At 67.4% G+C, this 20,944-nt stretch carries 16 protein-coding genes; 10 read left to right on the forward strand and 6 right to left on the reverse strand.

Annotated elements, in window-relative coordinates:
- Positions 1-452: 452 nt before the first annotated feature.
- The gene (locus ACZ61C_RS07065) at positions 453-6,608 is read left to right on the forward strand and encodes a hypothetical protein (RefSeq protein ID WP_465303758.1); all 6,156 of its coding nucleotides are present in this window, start codon (positions 453-455) and stop codon (positions 6,606-6,608) included.
- Positions 6,605-8,806, forward strand: a complete 2,202-nt coding sequence (locus tag ACZ61C_RS07070) for an MBL fold metallo-hydrolase (protein WP_465303760.1) — start codon at positions 6,605-6,607, stop codon at positions 8,804-8,806. Before ACZ61C_RS07065 ends, ACZ61C_RS07070 begins: the two co-directional genes overlap by 4 nt.
- Positions 8,807-8,867: 61 nt before the next feature.
- Here the strand turns inward: ACZ61C_RS07070 and ACZ61C_RS07075 are convergent, their stop codons facing one another.
- From ACZ61C_RS07075 to ACZ61C_RS07085, 3 genes are all read right to left on the reverse strand, one after another.
- Positions 8,868-9,047 carry a hypothetical protein gene (locus ACZ61C_RS07075; protein WP_465303762.1) on the reverse strand — a complete coding sequence of 60 codons (180 nt, stop codon included), beginning with the start codon at positions 9,045-9,047 and terminating at the stop codon, positions 8,868-8,870.
- Between the two features lie 405 nt (positions 9,048-9,452).
- Complete coding sequence (locus ACZ61C_RS07080) at positions 9,453-9,848, reverse strand: hypothetical protein (RefSeq protein ID WP_465303764.1); 396 nt, start codon at positions 9,846-9,848, stop codon at positions 9,453-9,455.
- A gap of 78 nt (positions 9,849-9,926) precedes the next feature.
- Positions 9,927-10,118, reverse strand: a complete 192-nt coding sequence (locus ACZ61C_RS07085; RefSeq protein ID WP_465303766.1) for a hypothetical protein — start codon at positions 10,116-10,118, stop codon at positions 9,927-9,929.
- A gap of 728 nt (positions 10,119-10,846) precedes the next feature.
- Here ACZ61C_RS07085 and ACZ61C_RS07090 point away from each other — a divergent pair.
- The 6 genes from ACZ61C_RS07090 to ACZ61C_RS07115 all read left to right on the forward strand — a co-directional run bounded on the left by ACZ61C_RS07090 (position 10,847) and on the right by ACZ61C_RS07115 (position 15,607).
- The gene (locus ACZ61C_RS07090) at positions 10,847-11,428 is read left to right on the forward strand and encodes a hypothetical protein (RefSeq protein ID WP_465303768.1); all 582 of its coding nucleotides are present in this window, start codon (positions 10,847-10,849) and stop codon (positions 11,426-11,428) included.
- Between the two features lie 497 nt (positions 11,429-11,925).
- Positions 11,926-12,051 carry a hypothetical protein gene (locus ACZ61C_RS07095; RefSeq protein ID WP_465303770.1) on the forward strand — a complete coding sequence of 42 codons (126 nt, stop codon included), beginning with the start codon at positions 11,926-11,928 and terminating at the stop codon, positions 12,049-12,051.
- A gap of 413 nt (positions 12,052-12,464) precedes the next feature.
- Positions 12,465-12,887, forward strand: a complete 423-nt coding sequence (locus ACZ61C_RS07100) for a hypothetical protein (protein WP_465303772.1) — start codon at positions 12,465-12,467, stop codon at positions 12,885-12,887.
- Positions 12,884-13,522, forward strand: a complete 639-nt coding sequence (locus tag ACZ61C_RS07105) for a DUF3558 family protein (protein WP_465303774.1) — start codon at positions 12,884-12,886, stop codon at positions 13,520-13,522. Before ACZ61C_RS07100 ends, ACZ61C_RS07105 begins: the two co-directional genes overlap by 4 nt.
- Positions 13,522-14,808 carry a hypothetical protein gene (locus ACZ61C_RS07110; RefSeq protein WP_465303776.1) on the forward strand — a complete coding sequence of 429 codons (1,287 nt, stop codon included), beginning with the start codon at positions 13,522-13,524 and terminating at the stop codon, positions 14,806-14,808. Before ACZ61C_RS07105 ends, ACZ61C_RS07110 begins: the two co-directional genes overlap by 1 nt.
- A 64-nt stretch (positions 14,809-14,872) precedes the next feature.
- The gene (locus tag ACZ61C_RS07115) at positions 14,873-15,607 is read left to right on the forward strand and encodes an ESX secretion-associated protein EspG (protein ID WP_465303778.1); all 735 of its coding nucleotides are present in this window, start codon (positions 14,873-14,875) and stop codon (positions 15,605-15,607) included.
- Between the two features lie 5 nt (positions 15,608-15,612).
- Here the strand turns inward: ACZ61C_RS07115 and ACZ61C_RS07120 are convergent, their stop codons facing one another.
- Genes ACZ61C_RS07120 through ACZ61C_RS07130 form a run of 3 tightly spaced genes read right to left on the reverse strand, consistent with a single transcriptional unit; the run spans position 15,613 to position 17,454 of the window.
- Positions 15,613-16,185, reverse strand: coding sequence for a DUF3558 family protein (locus ACZ61C_RS07120; RefSeq protein WP_465303780.1), 573 nt, complete (start codon positions 16,183-16,185; stop codon positions 15,613-15,615).
- On the reverse strand, positions 16,178-17,164 hold the full coding sequence (locus tag ACZ61C_RS07125; protein WP_465303782.1) for a hypothetical protein: 987 nt from the start codon (positions 17,162-17,164) through the stop codon (positions 16,178-16,180). The genes ACZ61C_RS07120 and ACZ61C_RS07125 overlap by 8 nt, the downstream gene beginning before the upstream one ends.
- Positions 17,165-17,166: 2 nt before the next feature.
- Positions 17,167-17,454 carry a hypothetical protein gene (locus tag ACZ61C_RS07130; RefSeq protein WP_465303784.1) on the reverse strand — a complete coding sequence of 96 codons (288 nt, stop codon included), beginning with the start codon at positions 17,452-17,454 and terminating at the stop codon, positions 17,167-17,169.
- A gap of 309 nt (positions 17,455-17,763) precedes the next feature.
- On the opposite strand from ACZ61C_RS07130, the gene ACZ61C_RS07135 reads away from it, so the two are divergent.
- Positions 17,764-20,763: an NACHT domain-containing protein gene (locus ACZ61C_RS07135; RefSeq protein ID WP_465303786.1), complete on the forward strand. Its 3,000-nt coding sequence runs from the start codon at positions 17,764-17,766 to the stop codon at positions 20,761-20,763.
- A gap of 2 nt (positions 20,764-20,765) precedes the next feature.
- The gene (locus ACZ61C_RS07140; RefSeq protein WP_465303788.1) at positions 20,766-20,894 is read left to right on the forward strand and encodes a hypothetical protein; all 129 of its coding nucleotides are present in this window, start codon (positions 20,766-20,768) and stop codon (positions 20,892-20,894) included.
- Positions 20,895-20,944: the final 50 nt, after the last annotated feature.

Consider the following 20,944-nt stretch of genomic DNA (forward strand, 5'->3'; position numbering starts at 1 on the left):
GCTCCGGCGAATTTCTACTGGTAGGTGCTGCGGTGCTCGGCTAAACGGGTGATCTTGCGAGCGCGGTCGAACGGTTCACTGGACAAAAACACGTCATTTTCCGGGCATCGGTTCCGATCCGGCTCGTGCGCGGCCAGCCTGTGAATCAGGAACCCTGTTGCGGAGCCCTGCAAATGGTTCCGCAGCCTGGGAGGTGGGGGAGTTCGGTGGCCGGCCGGCGTCGCGCGAACCGGGCTGTTGAACCCCGCGACTTCGTTCGCGGCCCGCGTTTCCACTCCGGATAGCGCAGAAGCGGGGGCATGGGCAGAACACCTCCGAAAAAACTTTCGTCCGGATTGAAACACCGCGGAGCCGCCGAGCGATCAGGGGGTGACTGTGGAGGGCCGCAACCCCGCGGCCGCACCGTATGCGGTGATGCGTGCCGCGAACGGTGGCTGATCGAGGGAGTCGTCTTGAGCGCTGGCACCGAGCCCGGCACCGACAAGCAGCTTGCCGAGCGTGGTGCTGTCCTCGCCGAGGACGAGCGGCAAAGCCTCCGGCGGGCTCGGATCGCGAAGTCGGCCGCTGCCGCTGTCAGCCAGGCCGACCTCGTCGGGGAGATCCCGAAGCTCGACAGCCGCCAGACGACCAGCCTCCACCAGCATCTCAAGCTCCGCGCCGGGGCGTCGCTCGCCAACGTGGCCTTGACCGTCCGGTCGACGCTTGCCCGCGCCGATGACGAACACGCGGCGCTGGTTCTCCGCGACTGCTTCCGCCGGCCTGTACTGGCGACCGCCGCAACGGGTGAGCTGTCGGAGAGCCAGCTCGCCGCGATTCTCGGCGCGGATGCAGACGAACTCGGCGAGCTTTTCGGATCCCTCCACAAAAGCAGGCTGTACGAAGATCTGCTCGACCTCGAGCACTTCGGGTCGACACCGACGGTGCGGGCGGCGGCTTGGTCGTCGATGGTCGGGGCCGGGCGCGTCGGGGCAGTGGCCGCCCTGGGATGGCTGCTTGCCGATCCGCCCGTGTTCTGGAACGCGGCCCAGGCCGAAACCGCTCGGCAGGTCTGGCGGACCGTTCGCGAACGGCATCCGCTGCTGCCGGAAGCTCCGGCGCCACTGGCCACCCTCGTCGACGTGGTTTCCGTGCTGGACGAAGAGAACGACCTCGACGCTGTTACTCAGGAAACAACAACTCCGGAGGGCGCCGCAACGCCCCGGGAACGTTCCGGCAGGAGCGGGCCGACTACGCTGGCCGAGCTCGCCACCGAAGTAGAGCGAATCGAGCAGGAACGGCAAGCGATCGCCGACGACGTCCTTCCTGCGTTGGTTCGTGCGGTTGCGGATGGCGTCCCGGCCGACAAGTCCTGCGTGACCCGCGTCGCGGAGTTCTTCTCGAACCTGACCGAGTTGCTCGCGGCTGCGGCGGCCGCCGGTGGTGATGAGCCGGTCACGAGCTTGCGGACTGCCGACCAGGCCTTGCAACGCGCGCGAAAGGCTGCCGCCGAGATGGATGCGGCCTCCTCGCGAATCGGACGAGTCCGGCTGCTCACGACGTTGAACGGGCCGAAGGTCGTCGCAGCCGACATCGCGCGGATTCGATCCCTGGCGAGCGATGTGACCGTGGACAGCGAAGCCGAGACGGTCGCCGGCTTGGCCGCGCTGGTCGAACTGGTCGAACTCGCCGGTAGGGATCCGCAACGGGCCGTTGAACTCGTCCGGACGGTCAGCTCGACGGTCCCGGTGGCGAATCCGCTGTTCATGTTCATCAACGATCCCGGCAGTTTCACGCTCGGCGGCCTGGCCGGGCCCCAGACGACAGATGGTCCGGAGGAGACCGTGGACGTCGTGAGGGTCGTGGCCGACCCCGAATCGGCGCCCATCGACGACAGCGAGAGCGGCGTTTCCGGCGAAGAAGAGGCGACTGTGGAGCAGCAGGCCGCTCAGCGCCCCGACCCGAGGCTCGAAGATGTTCTCGCACAACTGAACCTCACCGTGCCCCTGCCGCGCCCGACCGCCGGTGCTGTCCCGGACGAGTCTGTCGTCTCCGCTGATCCGGTCATGCCGGGCGAGTCCGGTTCAGTCGCGCTCCACAGCGAACTTCTGCGTTGCGGCGAGTTGTCTCTTGCGTACTGGCTGACCGTCGCCGAGAACTTCGGCGCACCGTTGCAGATCGCACACCGGCTCGCCGCACTGGCCGGTGCGATCAAGACGTCCGCCGGATCCAACGCAGCGGCGTTCGCGTCGACGGTGGCCGGCCTCGAACCGAGCGATCTCAAGGACCAACCTGGCGCACAGATGCTCGTGTACGGCGCATCCGTGCGAGCCGGCTTGCTTTCCCCCATCGCAGGTGCGTCCGATCCGCTGCGGGACGCGACCACCAGTGTGGTGCGGTCCGGCGGTGCTGTCGGTGAACTGACCGAGTTGCTGCTGAACGCCATCTACGCCGGGGTCCACCTGACTTCGCACAACGCCGGCAAGGTCGTCGAGGCAGCCGAAGCCGCGTCCGAACACGATGCGCTTGCCCGAGATGCCGCCGCCAGACTGAAAAACGCGCCGAACCGCACCATCAAATACGGCCCGGCAACCGACCTGTGGCAGATGTGGATGGTGCCCGAGGACGGCTACCTGGGCAAACCTTTGAGTATCGTCGCTTCGGGGTCGCGGTCACCGGGCGACCTGACCTTCATCCGCAACCGGATTGCCGAGCTGCGCTCACCCCGCGATCTCGAGCAGAAGCTCGACAGGTCCACGTCGAGCATCCGCAGTGGCAAGCGCGCGGCCAAGCGGATCGAAGCCCGGGCACGGACCACTCTGCTCGACTGGACCGGCGAAGTCACCGAACTGCTTTCGGAGTGGGTCACCGTAACGGAACCGCTGGCCCCTTCCGACGACGGGACGTGGATGAGCGACCCGATCGCCGACCTGCAGGCGAAAGTCGCCGCCGTCCGCGAGCAGGCGCTGCTCGAGCTGGAGCAGCTGCGCGAGAGCGGCGACAAAGTCCGTGATGCCGCGGCTGACGCCGGGCTGGCGCTGCTGAACGACGCGCTGGACCTGCTGATGGGGACTGAGCTGGTCGTCGGGCCGGAGGTCCCGTGCGAACGAGTCCTCGGCGGACCGCTCACCCTCGCCCCTGAGGTCGAGCTCACCCAGTCGATGACGCCGCGCCGCGGGATCGAGGTGGAAAACATTGTGGTCGCGTTCGACGCGCTCCGCGCCGGAGAGGAGGGCTGGAGCAACGCGTTCCACGCGCGCGCCGAGCGGCACGACCAGGTGGGTACTCAACTGCTCATCGAAACGCTGCGACCGCGGAACGCCCGGCTGGCTCAGCGGCTGTCCGCCACGCGTGACAAGGCGATCGACGCCTCTGTCGCCCAACTCGACGACCGCACCGCCGCGCTCACCGCCCAAGTCGACTCCGACCGGCTGTTCGGCCGGTTGACCGTCGATCAGTGGACCGATCTGACGACCAGGGCGAGCGCCTACCAGCCCGGGCGCCGCGGCACTCGTACCGACTTCGACATCATGCTCCACGACCTCGACACAATCGAAGCGGAGCGGGCCGACGCGGTGACCGCGGCCATCGCCGAGGCCCGGGACACGTTCGTCACCACCGGCATGCCCGCCGAGGCTGTCGAACGAATCGGACGGCGGATCGACGACGGTGACCTGACCACCGCGGCGGAGTACGTCGAAACGATCCGTTCGGGTGGCCTGCTGCCCAGTCCACGAGGAGACGTCGATCACCTTTCGCTCTTCTCGAAGTCGTTCCCCGACGCGTTCGCGGCCACTCGCCCTGGGATCGGCGCCGGTGTCCACCCGATGTTGACTCGGCTGCGCCAGGCGCTGGATGCGGGAACGCCGACCGCCGGCATCTCCGCCGGTGAGCTCGCCGAGTCGCTGGCCACCGCCGAGATCAAACTGGAGAACGTCGGCCGGGGAGCGACGTCCGCGGCCCGGATCGAACAGTGGACGCTGCTGGCGGAGGCCCGTTCGTTCGATGCCCGGGTCAGCAGCGTGAAGTCGGTTGTGGAACAGATCGGGTTCGCGTTCGACAAGTCCACCAACCCACCGGCCCGGCGCGGGCACGCCGGCGGCCGCGCTTCATGGCTGGACCTGCACGGTGTCCGGGCCACCTCCGGCAAGGCCCTGGTGCCCGCGTTCGGTTCGGGGATGAGCCCTTCGGGTGATTCGTTGCGGTTGCTGGGTACCTGGCGCGGCCCGACCCCGCGCGAGCTCGTGGAGATGCTGCGCGACGAGCCGAGCGACAACTCCATCGTGGTCCTGTACTTCGGCACACTCGATGCGGTTGCGCGCCGCGAGCTGGCGAGCCTGTTCCGCGGTGACCGGCGGCTGCCGGCGACGATCGTGATCGACGACGCCGCGTTCGCGTACCTGTCGTGTCAGCCGGAACCGAGCCGCGAGATCACCATGTCGACGTTGCTGCCGTTCACGGCGTCTTCACCGTTCACCCCGGACGTACCGGGTGCGAGCATCCGGCAGGAGATGTTCTACGGGCGCAGCGACGAGCGCGCGAAGATCATTGACATGATGGGCCCGTGCATCGTCTACGGCGGTCGGCAGCTTGGCAAGTCGGCGCTGCTGCTGGAGGCGGCGCGGAAGTTCGACGACAAGCACAACCGGCACGCGATCTACGAGTCGATTTTCAAGATCGGCCTCGCCGTCCCGGTCGATGCGGTGTGGACGACCCTGTGGCCCTTGCTGGCCGCGCGGGAGATCGTGCCGCAGGACATCCCGGCGGGCGACGTCGCCGGTGCACTCACCCGGCACGTCGAGAGCTGGATCTCCGCCCGGCCTGGCCGGCAGCTGCTGCTTCTGCTGGACGAGTCCGACAAGTTCCTCGACGGTGACGCCGAAGCGGTGAACGGGATGTTCACACACGTCACGCACTTCAAGGAACTGATGGAGCGAACCGGTCGCGCGGTGAAGGTGGTGTTCGCCGGGCTGCACCAGACGGCCAGGTTCGACCGGCTTGCGAATCACCCGCTGGCGCACTTCGGCGAACCCATCTGCGTCGGTCCGCTCGCCCCGCAGGCCGCTTACGACCTGCTGACCCGGCCACTGCACGCGCTCGGGTACCACTTCGACGACCACGATCACGCCGCGCGGGTGCTTGCGCTGGCGAACAACCAGCCCGCCCTCATCCAGCTGTTCGCGGCTCAGCTGCTGCGCAATCTGCAGGCCGCCAAGATGCCCGCCACCGCGCCACCGCAATCCGTGCACGCCGAGGACATCGAGCGCGTCTGGGCCGATGCCGGCCTGCGGACTTCGTTCCGCAGGCGGTTCGACTGGACCCTCGAACTGGACCCGAGGTACAAGATCATCGCTTACAGCGTCGCACTGCACGCCCACGCCGACGGGATCGAGACGACGATGACCCCGAGCGAGCTGCGGGCCGAGTGCGAGACGTGGTGGCCGGCCGGCTTCTCCGCCGAGGATGTTCGCACCGGTGAGTTCCGGGCGTTGCTCGACGAATGCGTGGATCTCGGCGTGCTTTCCTACACCAACCGCGGGTACCGGCTGCGAACGCCGAACGTGCTCGACCTGCTCGGTACCCAGGAAGAGGTCGAAGCGGTCCTGGACCAGGCAGAGTCGATCGAGCTGCCGGAAAGCTTCGACGGCAGCATGATGCGGCCGGTGTTCGGCGACGGCCCGACCCGGGGGCCCTTGACGTCGCAGCAGATCGCGGATCTGCTCGCGGCACGCAGCCAGGTCCGCCTGGTCGTCGGTTCGCATGCCTTGACCATCGAGCGGTGCCTGAAGGCGCTGCAGGATGAGAACGGGCACGCGGTGTCCGGTCACCGGGAAAGCGTCATGCGGAACGTGACCCCGGCTACGCTGGCCAAAGTGTGCCGGCAGGTGATGCTCACGACCGCCGGCCGCCACGTGATCGTGATGGTGGACCTGAGGAGTGCTACCCCGGGGACGGCTTCGGCGACGTGGAAGCTGGCACGGGAGCTGATCGCGACCCATTCCGGGGGCACTCTCGGGATCGTGCTCGTGTCCGGTCCGGAGCTGGCGGCCACCTGGCCGGTCGCGGCGCGAGAGGCGGACACGTCTTCCGGACTGACCGAGCTGCACCGCTACGATCGCACGGACCTGCGGCTGTGGTTGACCGACACGACTCTGCCTTTCCAGGACAACGCCGCACGTGAGGAGCTGCTCACGATCACCGGCGGCTGGCCGATCCTGCTGAACACGGTCGCCGAAGACCTCACCAGGAACGATTCCGGCTTGCGGTCCGACCCCCTGCGCGCGGTCCGGCCGGACTCGATGGACGTCAGGCGTTCCCGGGAACTTGTCGAAGCGTCCGGTGTACGCAGCGGTACCACGCTTATGCAGGCGTGGAACTTCCTCGTGCGAACCGTTGCGGACGAGGTGACGGACTTGGACACCCTGGCGGATTACCTCACTCTGCACGGAGACAGCGGTGAAGCCGGTTCGGATGCGCTGACCGCGGCTGCGCTGGCTGGCGCCGGATACACCGGCATGGCGGACGTGCTTGAAGTGCTGCGCGTCCTGGGGGTGGTCATCGGGCTGCCCGCCGAAGGCGACTTCAAGCTCGAGCCCGTCATGGTGGCCGCGACCAAGCGTGGGTACGAATGAGCCAGACCCCCGCGCAGCTGCTCGATGCGGTGATCCTGGACGCGGCCCGAGCAGCCGCGGAATCCTCGATGTACGCCGATGGGCAGGTCGACGTACCCAGCCTCGCCAAGGCGAACCGGGACAAGCTGCTGGACCTCATCGCCGGAGTGCCCGCACTGCGAGCGGAGCTTGCGCGGAAGTATCTTGACGAGCTGGCCGGCACCCATCCGCGGCTGGTGGCACTGCTCGGTGCGGATGCGGAGAGCAGTGCCGCAGCGGCGAAGGCGCTGCGGGGCCCGAAGCCGCTTCGAACGCCTCGCGGCCGAACGAAGGCTCGGGTTGGCGGTGGGCTGCCGGCTGATAACGGGGATGGACAGCGGTCACCGGATCCGGTTGCGATTCGGCGGTCTGAACGGTTCGGAAGGCGCCTGGCCGAAGTGCGAGCAGCTCGCGACCAGGCGAGGGCACAACGCGACTACGCCCGGTCGGAAACCGACCGAGTGCGTCGTGTTCTCGAAGCCGCAGAGCAGGATCGAGACGAGTCGCTCGCCATCAGCGAAGCGCTACGGGCGGAGTTGACCGCCGAACGTGCCAGAGCGGAGAACCTGGCCACCGACGTTCTGGCGGCGGCGGCCGTGTTGCGAGCCGCGCTCGTGCCGTCTCCGGCTTCGGTCGTCGATGTGGACATCGACCCGCGCGAACGAGAAGCCGAAAGAGCCGCCGGTGCCACGCAGCCGGCCGAGACCAGCGTTGATCCGCGGATTTCCGCGGCGCTCGCCAAGACCGAAGTGACGTCGGAACTGCTGCTGGAGATCCTGGACGAGGTGCTGGCACCGCCGGCACCGGCCGAGCCGGTCTGGATCGGCGAGCCGCGCGAGATCACGTTGACGCCGCTGGGCGGCGGCACCCACATCGGCGGTTCTTGCATGCTGGTGAGCGCTGGTGACGTCCGGCTCCTCGTGGATGCGGGGATGCGGCCCAAGAACCGCATGGATGACGCCGGACCGGAACACATCGACGTGGCTCTGGCCGGGCGGATCGACGCGATCGTGATCACGCACGCACACAACGACCACGCCGGCTACGTGCCGGCGTTGACTGCGCGTTACCCGGACCTGTCGGTGATCTGCACCCCGGAAACGGCCGCGCTCCTGCCGACGATGTGGAACGACTCGGTACGGGTGTTCGAGCGAGCCCGTGACGACTGCGCTCAACGCGATGAACCCCGCGCGGAGCCTCCCTACGGACAGCCGCACGTGCTCGCCGCCCAGCACCGCATCCGGGAGGTTCGGTGCGGACGGGTCGTCGAGATCGCCGACGGTGTCACGATCACGCTGTTCCCGGCCGGGCACATCCTCGGTGCGGCCGGGGTGGTGGTGTCAGCCGGTCCGAACCGCATCACGGTCACCGGAGATGTGTCGGACCTCGAGCAGGCGAGCGTGCCCGGTCTGGTCGTACCGGCGGTGGCCCGCCGGTCGGACCTGCTGGTGATCGAATCGACGTACTGCGGGCACCAGGGCTCGAACCGCGAGGCCGAGGTCGAGAAGTTCGTGCGGATGGTGGCCGAAACCGTCGGCGACTCGGCGGCGACCGGCGGGCGGGTGCTCGTGCCGGCTTTCGCTCTCGGAAGGGCGCAAGAAGTCGCGTTGACGCTGCGCAACCGCCTGCCGGACGTCCCGGTCCTCATCGACGGGATGGCCAAGGAGATCGCGACGATCTACGAGCAGCAGACCGCCGGGACCGCACGACCGTTGGAGATCTACGGCGATCAGGTGTCGGCGGTGCGGCCGGGTGATCGTCAGCAGCTGCTGCGCACGTTCCGGCGCGGAGTCGTGGTGACGACGTCGGGAATGCTGACGGCCGGTCCCGCGGTGACGTGGGCTCGGTCGGTCCTGCCGGACCCGGATGCGGCGTTGCTGATCGCCGGCTACCAGGACGAGGACTCGCCGGGGTTCGAACTGCTCGAGCTGGCCGAAGGCGACCGGCGGGGCACATTCGCACTCGGCCGCGATGAGCTCGAAGTGAATGCCCGGGTTGCTAAATTCGGGTTGTCTGCACACGCTGACCGGCGCGGCCTTTCGTCGATCATCACTGACGTCAGTGCGCGTGAAGTGATGCTCGTTCACGGAATCGCGCCGAAACAACGTGATTTCGCGGATAATCTGACTCGCCGGGGATTTTCCGTCGTGCCCACACGGCGCTGGCAGCTCAGCGGATGAACCGACCCGACCACGACGGCCGCCGAACGGACTCGCGGCGACGTCGCGGTCGGCTGTGAAGTCAGCCGGCGACGCGGTGCTCGGTGAGCTTGGCCAGCACGACCTGGTTGGCTTCCCAGCCGTCCGGGAACTTCGCCGGCACCGACAGGTGGACGGCGTCCGTCGATGGGTGGCTGTCCAGCAGGTCGATGATTCCTTCGCGGGCGACGACGATGCAGGCCTGCGGGTGGCGGGCACGCACAACCGCACGGTCTCCAGGTGGAACGCGGTCGCGTCCCGGTGGCCCGACAGCGGGTGGACAACGATCGCGAGCTCGAACTCGCGGCCCTGCCGACTGTTGGCGGTGCCGACGGCGACGCCCGCCGCGTGCGGGCGACCCGAGCGCGGTCCGGACGAGAGCGGCCTGGTCGCGGTGGGCGACGCCGATCGCGATGTCGCCGGCGTCCAGGGCCCGGCCGCCGGGGTGGCGTTCGCAGGTGGCGACCGTGCCGCGGTCCAGTGTCCGGACAGCGAGGTTCGCGGCTGTCGGTGTCGGTGCGCGGGACGTGGCGGCGGGGGAGCTCGTGCAACGCCCAGCCGCCGGCGAATGCGAACGCCAGGGTCTCGTCCAAGGCGGTGCGGCCGAATGCCGCGGTGCCGAACTCGATCACGCGGACGCCTTCGCCGGTGCCCGCGCTGAAGCCGGCGAACGGTAGAAGGCCCGGGACACAGTCGGCGCTGCGGTGGCCGGAAGCCGCCAGGACACGGGCGGCCGGTGCACGGGAGTCCCGGGGTTGTGCTTCACCATCACGGTGACGCCGTTGCTGGTCGGGTCGTAAGGAAGCCCGATCAACCGTTCCGCGTCCGTCAGGGTGAAGGGGTCCAGTTGTCCGGGGATCCCGACGAACAGGCCGCGCTCGAACCGGTCGACGATCTGGAACAGCAGGTCCGACCGCATCTGGTACGACTCGTCCAGGATCCCCCACTCGAAGATCTCGTCGCGGACGGTTGCCCACTTGGCGGCGGTGCCGACGACGATCCGGCAGGCGGCCACGGCCGCCACCCGGGTGGCGACGACGGTGTTCGGGAAGGGGTCGACGGTGCGAAGTAGCCGGTCGCGCTCAGCCGGCCGATCGTGGTGTCAGGGTGAGCGGTGGCCAGGCGGATCACCAGGTCGTCGACCTGGTTGTTGGTCGGGGCTCCTGCCGGCGCCGGGCGGCGAGTCGACGACGACCGCTCGGTGGTCGGAGTTCGCGAGGTCGGCCAGGATCACGGTGGTCGCCGCGCCGGCGGCTGCGGCCGGGGCGAAGCCGGTGTGGTCGGCAGTTGTCATCGCCCCACTCCTCGGTGGCGTCCTGGTCGGCTGTGATGGGATCGACTGACTCGGAGTCCTCCGGGGCACCGGCGTGCGTCCACGGGATGTGGTCGTGGTCCGGGAACACCGGGGTCGGACGCCAGCCGAGGTCGAGCAGGTAGGCGATGAGCTGCCCGACCGCGGGTACGTCATGATCAACTTGCCTGTGCGGACCAGCTGGTCACCGAACGAGACTGGACCAGCGGAGCTCGTGTGCTGCGGACTCGAGCAGATCATTGACAACCCAGTTGCGAAAGCCTGCGAGCCACTCCGACCGGCACGACGATCGCCCTCGCCGCCACCCGCGGGCCCAATGGCGACGTACTGCGGACCCAGTATGTTGCCGGTCCGCGCATCGCCGTCGACCGACTCCAACGAAGAGACCTCGTCTTCTTCGGCGCAAGCCCGAGCCACGTCAACCCACGTGGGGCTCGTTCTTTCGGGAAGCTCGATGATCAAAGCGCCGGACTTCGGGAAAGCCGGTTCAAGTTGACAACACAGGAAGCGTGCGGTGTCAGCCGGTCTGCGCGATGAACGATTTACACACACCCGGGTCAGGTCCTTGATTGCCTGAGACTTCGTCTCGGGTCGCCGAGACGACGCCCATCGGAGGTTCGCAGCTTCGGGTGTAACTGAACCAGCAGGCGAAGCGACTCTTCAGCCAGGCTCCCCTGGGGAGGGAGTAGGTGCGCTTCGAGAGGATAAGGATGAAGAAGCTCGTGATACCGGGAATCTTCACGCTCGTTGCCGCCGTGATCGCCGGCATCTTCGGTCTGGTTCAGGCGAACATCAACAAGCCCCCCTCACCCGCGTCGCAGCCGGCCAGCCCAACTCCGCCGGCACCGGTGAATTCCAGTCTCGTTCCGACGCCAGCATGCGTCAAGCAGGTGGCCATCACCACGCCGTCGACCGGAGCGGAGATCGACGGAATCCAGGGTGTCAAGGTCGGAGGAACGGTCTGCGGTCTCGCCACCCAAGAGACGGGCTGGCTGTTCGACTACGATCCATACGACCAGAACTACTACCTCGTATACGACCCTGACGTCGGGCCGCAGCCGGTGGCGAACTCCAACGACTCCGAATTCACCATACTGGATCAACCAATCGGCGATCCCGGAGACCAGCGAAAGACTTCCACCCCTTGCCGCTGGGCTGCGCGATCGCGGACCAACGTCAAATCTTTGAAACTCAGCGGTAATACGGCAATGACTTGCGAACGGCGTTACGTGCACAGGACTGCGGCGAACATGGCCTGCCTTACCTCGTGGCAGAAACAATGGTTGGCGTAGCCGTGGCGTCGACGAGCCGCAAGCTGGCGATCGTTGGCCCCTGCGACGGCAGCGCGTTCGCATCAGCCGACCAAAACACTTATCTCCTGGTCAGAACCGATTCTGGCCTCGCACTCAATGCTGACATGTTCCCCGGCGCGCGTGGCCGCCAGGCCATGCTGGAGAACAGCGCGCCGAAGGTGCTCCGTCTGGGTGACCTGCTGCGAGCGGCGCGTTCTGGTGGGCGACGGCCGCTGCGGTCGCGATTCTGATCGCGGTCTTCGTCCTCCGCCGGCACCTTCGTTCCCACCACCTCCGCTCCGTGTCCGGTTCGAACTCCTGCCGACCGCCGGCTTCGACCCATCGCCTCAGGCGGTGCTCGCCCTCGCGCATCACCCGGGCGCGTGCGGCCCCGTGCACGGATGGGTGCCGAAGTCGGTGGTCAGGGGTGCGGTTGCGGTTCAGCGCGGACCCGCATCTCGGGGAATTGATGATGAGCGTGGAAGCGACGCGAGTCGATGACCGGTGCGCTGAACAAGCTCGTCTACCCCAACGTCGACACCCGGCGTGCGATGTCCGAAGGCGAAGTGTCCTCGGTCGGCGGCGAGGGTGATGCCTCCTCGGCCCCCGCGGGACGGTCGTAGGCCTGTCACCCGGAACTCGAATCCGATGGAAATGCACATGCAGTTGCTCGTGCGTGTCCGATTCTGTTGACACTACGCGTTCTCCGCTACGGGCCGCCGAAGCTGTCAACATTTTGTCCAATCCCGGTAAGCGGCGTCGTAAGCGGTCGAAGAATGCATCACCGACCTGGGTGATCTGTCCACCGAGCAATCTGTCTACCCTCCTTCTGGGTGATCAAGAAAGCGTCGAACGGTCAGGGAAACGCCTGGTTCGCCTGCGCAGGTTGTAATTGATGGGTTACGGTTACCCGTGCGGCTGACTCGTCGGGCCGATCACTCTTGATCAGTCCGACAAGCCGGCTCGGCCGATCGCCGGCTATCGGAAGCGGGCGGTCGAGGGCACGCAGCGCTGAGCGGGAGGGGTTCACGCGGCCGTGGCACAACCACACACAGACACCGATCCGTGGCTGGCGGGTGTCGACGTACAAGTCCAGGACAACACCGGCGCTCATGGAGCGACTGCGTCGGGAGCGGGTTTCAGCTTGTCGCCGGGCGAGGCGAAGACGATTCTTGCGCAGGCACTCAACGCGTGCGAAGAGCTTGAAAAGCTCCGACGGCAGACCCAAAGGTTGAAGCAGGTCAGACCCGCGGCACACGATCCCGCCAGTATCGCCTACAACGCCCGGCTGGCGAGCGGGCACGGCGTCTTCGACGCGGCCGGCGACCACGTCGACGCCGAGGCCAGGTATCTGCACGAACTAATTGCGAAGATCCAGGTTGCCCTGCGCCGGCTCGGCGATCGCGACGGCGAGGCCGCTCGTGAACTCACGCCGCCGAACGGGAGTGTGACGGGATGAATCGCTGGCGATACGGTGTCGTCGCGTTCAGTGTCGCCGGTCTGGCTTGCGGTTGTTCAGTGCCGGACAGCACCGAAGTCGCAGGGAACGCACTTCCGGCACCTGCGGGTCAGAACGCGTCGGCTCCCGGTCTGCCTTTTGCCGGTGCGCCCAGAGTCAGTGATCCTTTGCCGGTGTCGGTGCTTTCCGGCGATCCGTGCGTAGACGCTCTGACCCCGGAGCAAGTCGTCGCGGCCGTCGGAGTCAGCGTCGCGGGAAAACGTGAAGATCTGGCTCAGGTCGGTCCGGCTTGTGCGTGGTCGAATCACGGGACCGGAGGCGCTGTCGGAGTCGCCTACACCGTCAACACCCATGTCGGACTCAGCGGGGTCTACGCCAATACGCAACCTCAATCGGCCGTGTGGCGCGTGCTCCCGGACGTCCAAGGTTTCCCGGCGGTCGCCCACGCGGGAAACAAAGGTGGCGAAATACCCGCGGGTTTCTGTCAGGCGAGCATCGGTCTTGCCGACAGTATTTCGATCGACGTGAGCCTGACGTTGGGCGCGAGCAAGCGCGACACCGAAGACGCATGCAGCCTGATCCCTCAGATCGCTGACATGACAGTCACGACGCTGAGAGCGAAGGCGGGTTCCTGATGTTTCCCTTCGATCAACTGGGGACGGCCGCACACCACGCTTTCCGCGAAGCCGCGGATACAGGCACCGCGCTCGTGCAGAACGTGCAGGATGCCGTCGGATGGGCCGGCGACCTCTTCGCCGGCAACATCGGAGTCCAGGCGATGCCGGTTCCCGCGGTCGTCAGCCACGTCATGGCCGGCAACAGCTCCAGCTGGACCACGAGCGGAATCGGGTCCGGCGACGCCGCCGCGGCACACCACCAGATCGCCGCGGAACTGACCACGATGCTCAACAATCTCGAGCCGACCTGGACCGGCAAGGGCGCCGAAAGCGCGAAGCAACGGACTAAGGCGTTCAGCGATCTGGTCGAGCGCGCGGCGAAGACGCTGGGCTCCAACGGCAGCAACGTCACCGACGCGGCATACGGCTTCGAGCTGGCGAAACGCTCGATGGAACCGATGGGCGAACGTCCGGACAAGTCGTTCTTCGACGTCGCGACCCCCTGGGACACCGACACCGAGGACGCCATCGCGGCCTACAACGCGAAGGCGCAGAAGAACCTCGAGATCTACAACGCCTACGTCTCACATCTGGACGGGCAAGGGCAAGGCTTGTCCGGCGATTACGGCCAGCTCGACCCTGCGACGTCCGCCGTGCCGGAGGACACGACACCGACCGACACGCACCGCGCGACCGCCGCCCAGGACGAACGCCCGGCCGAACAACGGCGGGACGACGGCGATACCACTCCATCGGACCGGCAACTGCCTGTCGATGTCAGTCCGGGAACTACCGAGGAGCGCCGTGGAAGCGACGCCCACGCACCCGCCGGCACATCGGGACCCGAGACGCCACCCAACCCTTCGGAATCCGCAGACGTCACCAGGGCGGCCGGGGTGCGGGATGGGCGGACGCTCAGCGGTCTGCCATCGATGTCGCAGCCGGAACAGGCCGTCGGCAGTCCGCTGTCCGACTCGGACGGTCGGAGACCTGCCGGGTTCTCGTACTCGCCGCTCCCTTCGGCACCGAACGCGGGGACGCCACCACGAGCCGGCACAGGCGAGGTGGGCAGTGCGCCGTCTCGCAGGTCGCCGAGTGCCGGCGGGCGGGTAGCCGGCGCCGGACGGGCGGGCATGGGATCTGCCGGCGTCGGCCCTGCGGGCTACGCACGTCCCGCTGACGAAGACGAGAAACACGAGCGCAAGTACGTTCGGGACGACGGCAGCGTATTCGCCGACGTCGACGACGGGCTTGTCGATCCACGCACCGGCTTCGCGCCGGTCCCTCCGACCATCGGAACCTGACCCACTTCGGGTGGACCGGCATTGGCCTTCCCCGCCTGTCGTCCTGCATCACGGAGTGTGTGTCGTGGCCGTCATCGACCGACCCGTCGTCCTGCCCAAGCTTGCCTTCTTGACCGCGTGGAGCATGGTCGAGACGGGCGAGCTGCCGCCCGCGTTCGGTACCAGCCTGCACAACTGGGTCACCGCGGACGGTCGCCGCGAGCTCGAAATCCGGGCGATGGCGGCGTTGACCGATCTCGGCTTGGCCCGCAACAACCGGCTGAACGGGCTGTGGCGGTCGACGGCGGCCGTTCTCGCCGATGCAGGCCACGAGTACTACGCGTTCAGCAACTTCGCCGGCGGGCGCTCCTGCGCGGTTCTCCTGGCGGCCCGCGACGGCGACGCTCTCCGGGCGATCATTGACGACAACATCGTTTCCCTCGAGCCTGTGCGAAGCAAGTGGCTTGCGACGGCGCTGCTGGACACGTTGCCCGACGTGCCTGCCGCGAAGGTCGTGCCCACAGTTGTGACGAGCTCCGCGCGGAATGGCGACGGCGCACTGCCGGAGCACTCGAACGGCCAAGAAGCCGGCTACCTCGACGAGGTGATGCAGCGGCCGCGGCGTGCGGTCCACCAGATTTATGTCGCCCGCCGTGACTCTGCCGGCGAACGGTCCCGGAGCATGCCGATCACCGCGATCGATCTCGAGGAGCCGGGCCGAGTCCTCGTTTACCCTGACTCCGAAGACAACGTGGTCTTGATCCCGGCGACGGCAAGAGAGTTCGTCTCGACGCTGAACAAGACGTTTGCGGGCCTATGACGACGTCAGCGGCGTAAGGCTGTGAGCACTCCCTCGACGAGCTGCGTCGCCTTGGCGCAGGAAGCGGTGACCGGTTCGCCGTTCGGGCCGTTGTACAGCGTCGCCAAGCCTTGGCCGGGCGCGATATCGACGATCACTTGGCAGGAAGTGAAGCTGCCGTCCTCTCCTTTGCTGAGCACCCATTCCCCGGCCGGGTAGCCGGTCACGGTCGTGAGTTTGACTTGGCTGCCGGGGCCGGTGACGAGAGGTAGCGGGCGCGCTTTGGGGTAGAAGCGGACTTCGGCCGCTGCGGACAGCGGCGGTCCGCTGGACAGACGGCATTCTGATTGATCGCCTGCGCCGACGAGGACGGTCTCATGGGCATCGTTGCGCTGGGGCAGGCCGAGCTGCGTGGTGAGGTCGGTGGGCACCCCTGCGCATGGTTTGTCCAGGTGAGCGGTGACGTCCAGCGGGGTGGCCGTGATCGGAGGCATCGTCGCCGACGACGTCGGAGATGACGTGCCGGGCCCGGTGCAGGCGGTGGCAGTCACGGCGATCGCGACGCCGTACACCGCGGTTCGGCGGATCGTGTCAGCCATCGAGGCGCCTCTGGATCGGAGTGGCCGGGGCCGTAAGACCTGCCGGGCCGTGCTGGTCGATCAGCTTTCGGTGTTCCTGGTCGACTTTGGAGTCGAACTCCACGACCGGCCGGTCGGTGGAGGAGAAGTCTCCGTAGTGGAAGCTCGGTGAGGCCACTGTGATGCTCGGCGGCATCGGCGCGAACAGCTCGTTCTTCTCACCGAGCAGATCTCGTTCGGCGTCCTGCGCCTTGCCCAGCGCGGTGGTGACGATGTCCTGGTAGGTGGTCAGGACCTGGTCTTTGGCTGTTTTGTAGCCGGAGGCGACGTCGGCGAACTTGTCGCCGTCGACCGCCAGCTGCAGGCCTGCGGACGACGCACCGATGATGACGCCGGCGCTGGCGGTGAACCAGGCACCACCGGTGGCGACGCCCAAGACGGCCGAGACGACGCTCGCACCGACGGAGATCGCGATCTTCGTGTCGGCGTCGGCGTGCTGCTGCAGTGCCTTGGCGACGGCGGCGCTGGTGGCGTCGGCGGCCGCGATGTAGTCCCGCCGCGCCTGCACCGACGCGGCGAGCAGGATCGCGAGCGACTCGACGGTTTTGACGAGGTAGCCGGCCTGCTGGCCGAGGAATGCCTGGATCATCGAGACCTGGTGCCGGAAGGCGTTGGCGCCCCCGCCTTCCCAGTCCTGGACCGAATAGTCGATCGTGCGAAAGACGTCGATGATGTCGGTCGAGGTGTCCTGGTCCAGGGCGCGGCCGACCTTCTTCATCCGCTCGAACTCGTCGATGATCTTCTGCGGATCGAGGCTGACGACCTTGTCGGCGTCGTCGAGCAGCCCTCGAAGGAGGACTGCGCCGCCGCCGCTGGGGTAGGCCTCCGGTGAGCCGAGCCACTTGCCGTCGGGTTGCTCGTCATCGAAGAGATCGATGAGCCGCCGGGCGGCCCGGTCGGCGGCGGAGCGCACTTCGTCGTCGGTTTTCCAGTCCGCCACGGCTATCCCTGCCCGTCGGCGCGGCGGTAGAGCGCAACGATGGACTTGGCGGCCTCCGCGGTGGCATCGACGACTTCGGCGCCGTGTTTCTGCCTGGCGGCGATTTCGTCGGTGAAACGTGCATAGGCCAACTGAAAGTCGTTGACGGCACCGAAGGAGCCGGGCCCGGCGAGGCCTTCATGCGCGTTCAGCACCGGGAGTTGAGCTCCCATGATGTCCCGCAACGCAGGAAGAGCGCTGTCACCGACACGCTGCAGCTCGTCGAGCGCGACCTTGAAGCCATTCCCCACGGGGCCTCCCCACCCTCGAACAGGTCATGCCAACTCACCATAGCCGATCGACTACACACCGCAAGTGCCGTGCGTCACGTGTATCGGTATCCGGGCACCGATTCGCGCGATTTGATCAGGCATCAACGAAATGCGACACGTTCCCCGCTACAAATGACGGACAAGTAGGCCGAGCACGTGGGAGTCCGGTGAGCTTTTCTCAGGAAAGTGACCATCAACGACATCGGAAAACCGGCCGAGCGGGGCGTAACGGTGGCGGTCGGCGGAGCGAATCCTCGGGTGGCCTTTCGAAGCAGGGGGTAGCACTGCATGGCACCGGACGCGGACCGGCCGCCGAAGCTCGGCGTACTCCTGGCTGTCGCGATGGTGATCATCGGTGCCGTCGCGGGCCTGGTGACGAACGTGGCGTCGGGGCTGCCACCGTGGCCGTGGCCGCTCGACTACCTGCGCCGATACCCGTGGCCTTCCTTCGCGGTGCTCCTGGCCGGCACCACCGTCCTCACGGTGGTCAGTCTGTACGTCGACCGCAAGCGCAAGGCCCAGGCAGAGGCTGACAAGTTTCGGAAGAGCCGCGATGCGCTGCTGGCTCAGGTCCGCACCCGTCTGGGTGAACAGCTCGGACCGGCATATCGGGGCCAGGCGATCGATGTGCCGCTGTCACGACACCCCGAAAATCGTGGCGTGGTCAGGGTCGGCGGACTCGGTGACGTCGTCGAGAACGCGCGGGCCGGCTGCCGGCTGATCGTGGTCGGTGCCGAAGGCAGCGGGAAGAGCACGACCTTGTTGCAAGTCGCGATCAAGCTGACGACCAAGATCGGCGATAGCTCACCGATTCCCGTCCTGGTCAACCTCTCGACGCGCGACGTCGCCCAGCGACGCCGCACCTGGTGGCGGCGTCGCCGGATCGTCTTGGCCGACTCGAACGACCTGGTCGGCCATCACCGGGTGCTGCCACTGCTCGACGGCCTCGATGAGATTCCCGAAGAGTTGTGGGAGCTGGCCAAGGGAAAGCTGAACACCGCGCTCTTCGCCGAGGACCGCCAGTTCGCGCTGGCGTGCGCTGAGCGCGCGTTCCCAGACCTCATCCCTGTCGACGTGATCGCGGTACCCGGCACCCAGGTGGTTCAGATCGAGCCGGTGCCGATGATTGCCGCCGAAGAATACCTGCGCGAAACCGCGAGCGTGAAAAGCTGGAACAACGACTGGCCACCGCTGATAGCCGCGATGCAGGTGCCGGGGAGCCCGGTTGCCAGGGCCTTGGCCACGCCGCTCATGCTGTACTTGGCCCGTTTCGTGTACGAGCAGGGCAACCGCAAGCCGGCCGAGCTGCTGGCGCCGGAGCTGAAAACCAGCGAGGCGATCGAGGCCAAGCTCCTGGCGTCGTACCTTCCCGCCGCTTACGCGCCACTCGAGCACACCGACGAACTCGCGACAAGGTCCCGGGAAGGGTACCGCCAGGCGGATGCCGAGCGTTGGCTCGGCGGCTTGGCGAGGTACATGAACGAGCGTCATACGAGCGTGCTCCAGTGGTGGGACTTCGCCGCCGAGTCGGCTCCGGCACCCCGAAGGCTGGTGTCCCGCTGGGATTGGAGTGCGTGGTCGGCTGTCACCGCGCTGACCACCTTGGCCGGCAGTGTTCTTTTCGCCCTTCTCAGTGTCGTGTTGACCTTGCTCCTCTGGTTGGTGCTCAAGCTCATCGGTCTTGTTCCCTCGGTGGCCCAGGGCTCTCCGATGCACGATGCTCTCGACGCCGTTCACCTCTGGGCGGGCACGGTGGACGTGTGGGATCTCTGGTGGAGCGCCGCAACCACACCGGTTGTGCTGCTGGTCTACTTGACTCTCTGCCTGGTCGCCGGTCTCGGAATTGCTTCCTGGTACACGATGGAGGCAGACGATTCCGAGGTTTTCTCCGCTTCCGGCGCCCGGGAGAGCCTCAACGAGGACATGCGCATCACCCGCGTTCGGGCGATTCTCGCCTTCGGCTTGACGTCGACTCCGTTGTTCATGGTCAAGGAAGCCGTTTGGGGCTGGATCACCCACTCCGCCGCGCCGTGGATCGGTGAGGTGGCGACCGCAAAGGCCGAAGAGCTCGCGGCGCAGGGACAGGACACCTCCGGCGTGGCCGGTGTCGGGGCCATCGCGAAGTGGATCAGCGGCACGCAGAGCGGGATTTCGTGGTGGCCGGTCGGCCTCAGCGTGCTCGGTGGCCTGATTGCCGCGGCCGTCGTTGTCGCGCACAGCGCTTGGTGGCGTCTGCGGACCCGGCAAGGACGGTCCGCGGTGCTGGGGCAGCTGCCTCCCGACCTGCTCACGTTCCTGGACGACGCCGCCCGCCGAGGTTTACTGCGTCGGCACGGTCCGGTCTTCGAGTTCCGGCACCGGCGCGTGCAGCGCTTCCTCGCCGATCCCGAAAGTGCCGTGCGTCCGACCGGCGACCTGATCGCCGAAGCCCGGGCCCTGGCCGCCGACCACGACTTCAAGGGGGCGATCGAGCGGCTGACGAAGCTGGTCCCGCACGACGGCCGGGCGATCCCGGTGCTGGCCGACATCCACGAGGAATGGGCGGGCCGCCGACACTGGAACCCCTTCAACCGCGAGATCCGCAGGAATCGTCTCCAGGCGGCACAACGGTGGCGAGAGGCGTCGATCGTGGCCGGCCACCCCCAGTCGGCCTGGGAACTGGCCCTCTTCCACGAGCGGCGCTTGGACTCGTTTTCGGGTTCGCTCATCGGCGGACTGCGGTCCTACCGCACGCACAATGCCGCCGTGCGAACTTGGAAGCAGCTCGCGACGACCACTCCGTCACCCGAACGGGATCACATCGTGGCGCTCATGGAGCGCAGGTCCGAGGTGCCGCCACCCACCCGGTTTCACCGGCTCTTCACCCGTCGCATCAAGGTGGTGCTCGACGGGTTGCGAGCTGCCGGACCACCGCCCGTCGACGGGCTCGGGTGGTGGACGTCGACGCAGCTGGGCGACATTTCCGCGAGGGCATTGCAGCACGCCGCCTCGCACCATCCCGGTGTACTCCAGACCGGGATGGTGTTCGCCGCCCTGATGGACGCCGACCCCCGAGCCGGAGACTGGGCACGGTTCGCCCTGCACGCCGGCTCGCCTTCGGCCGACGACCTGCGCCGCGCAGTGGACACCCATCAGGACGCCGCGCACCAGACACTGCCCCTCGACGGTGCAGCCTGGACCATCACCGTGTCCGAGGACTTGATGAGCGGTCTGCGGCTCTTGCCGCGCATGACCGCGGAGTTCGGCATGACGCCCATCCCGCCGGGTGCGCTCGCGCTCGCGTTGTGAGCGTGTCGAGCGGTGGCGCCGCGCGGATGCTGCGCGCGTACAGCGGGATCGATGACGCCGAGCTGCGCCGGATCGTGAAGGAAGACCTCATCGGCCTTCCGGAGCTGCCCGACCTCGAGCAAGATCATTGATCTGCGCGTGAAGCAGCCGTCGTTCTCCCGGCGACGGCGAATCCGGGACT

The sequence above is a fragment of the Amycolatopsis sp. NPDC104587 genome (assembly GCF_055583645.1).

Excerpts from the sequence above, each read along its gene's own strand:
- ACZ61C_RS07135 (WP_465303786.1), top strand. The coding sequence starts at position 17,764 with ATGGCACCGGACGCGGACCGGCCGCCGAAGCTCGGCGTACTCCTGGCT.
- ACZ61C_RS07085 (WP_465303766.1), bottom strand. The coding sequence starts at position 10,118 with ATGACAACTGCCGACCACACCGGCTTCGCCCCGGCCGCAGCCGCCGGC.
- ACZ61C_RS07105 (WP_465303774.1), top strand. The coding sequence starts at position 12,884 with ATGAATCGCTGGCGATACGGTGTCGTCGCGTTCAGTGTCGCCGGTCTG.
- ACZ61C_RS07070 (WP_465303760.1), top strand. The coding sequence starts at position 6,605 with ATGAGCCAGACCCCCGCGCAGCTGCTCGATGCGGTGATCCTGGACGCG.
- ACZ61C_RS07090 (WP_465303768.1), top strand. The coding sequence starts at position 10,847 with ATGAAGAAGCTCGTGATACCGGGAATCTTCACGCTCGTTGCCGCCGTG.
- ACZ61C_RS07095 (WP_465303770.1), top strand. The coding sequence starts at position 11,926 with ATGACCGGTGCGCTGAACAAGCTCGTCTACCCCAACGTCGACACCCGG.
- ACZ61C_RS07110 (WP_465303776.1), top strand. The coding sequence starts at position 13,522 with ATGTTTCCCTTCGATCAACTGGGGACGGCCGCACACCACGCTTTCCGC.
- ACZ61C_RS07120 (WP_465303780.1), bottom strand. The coding sequence starts at position 16,185 with ATGGCTGACACGATCCGCCGAACCGCGGTGTACGGCGTCGCGATCGCC.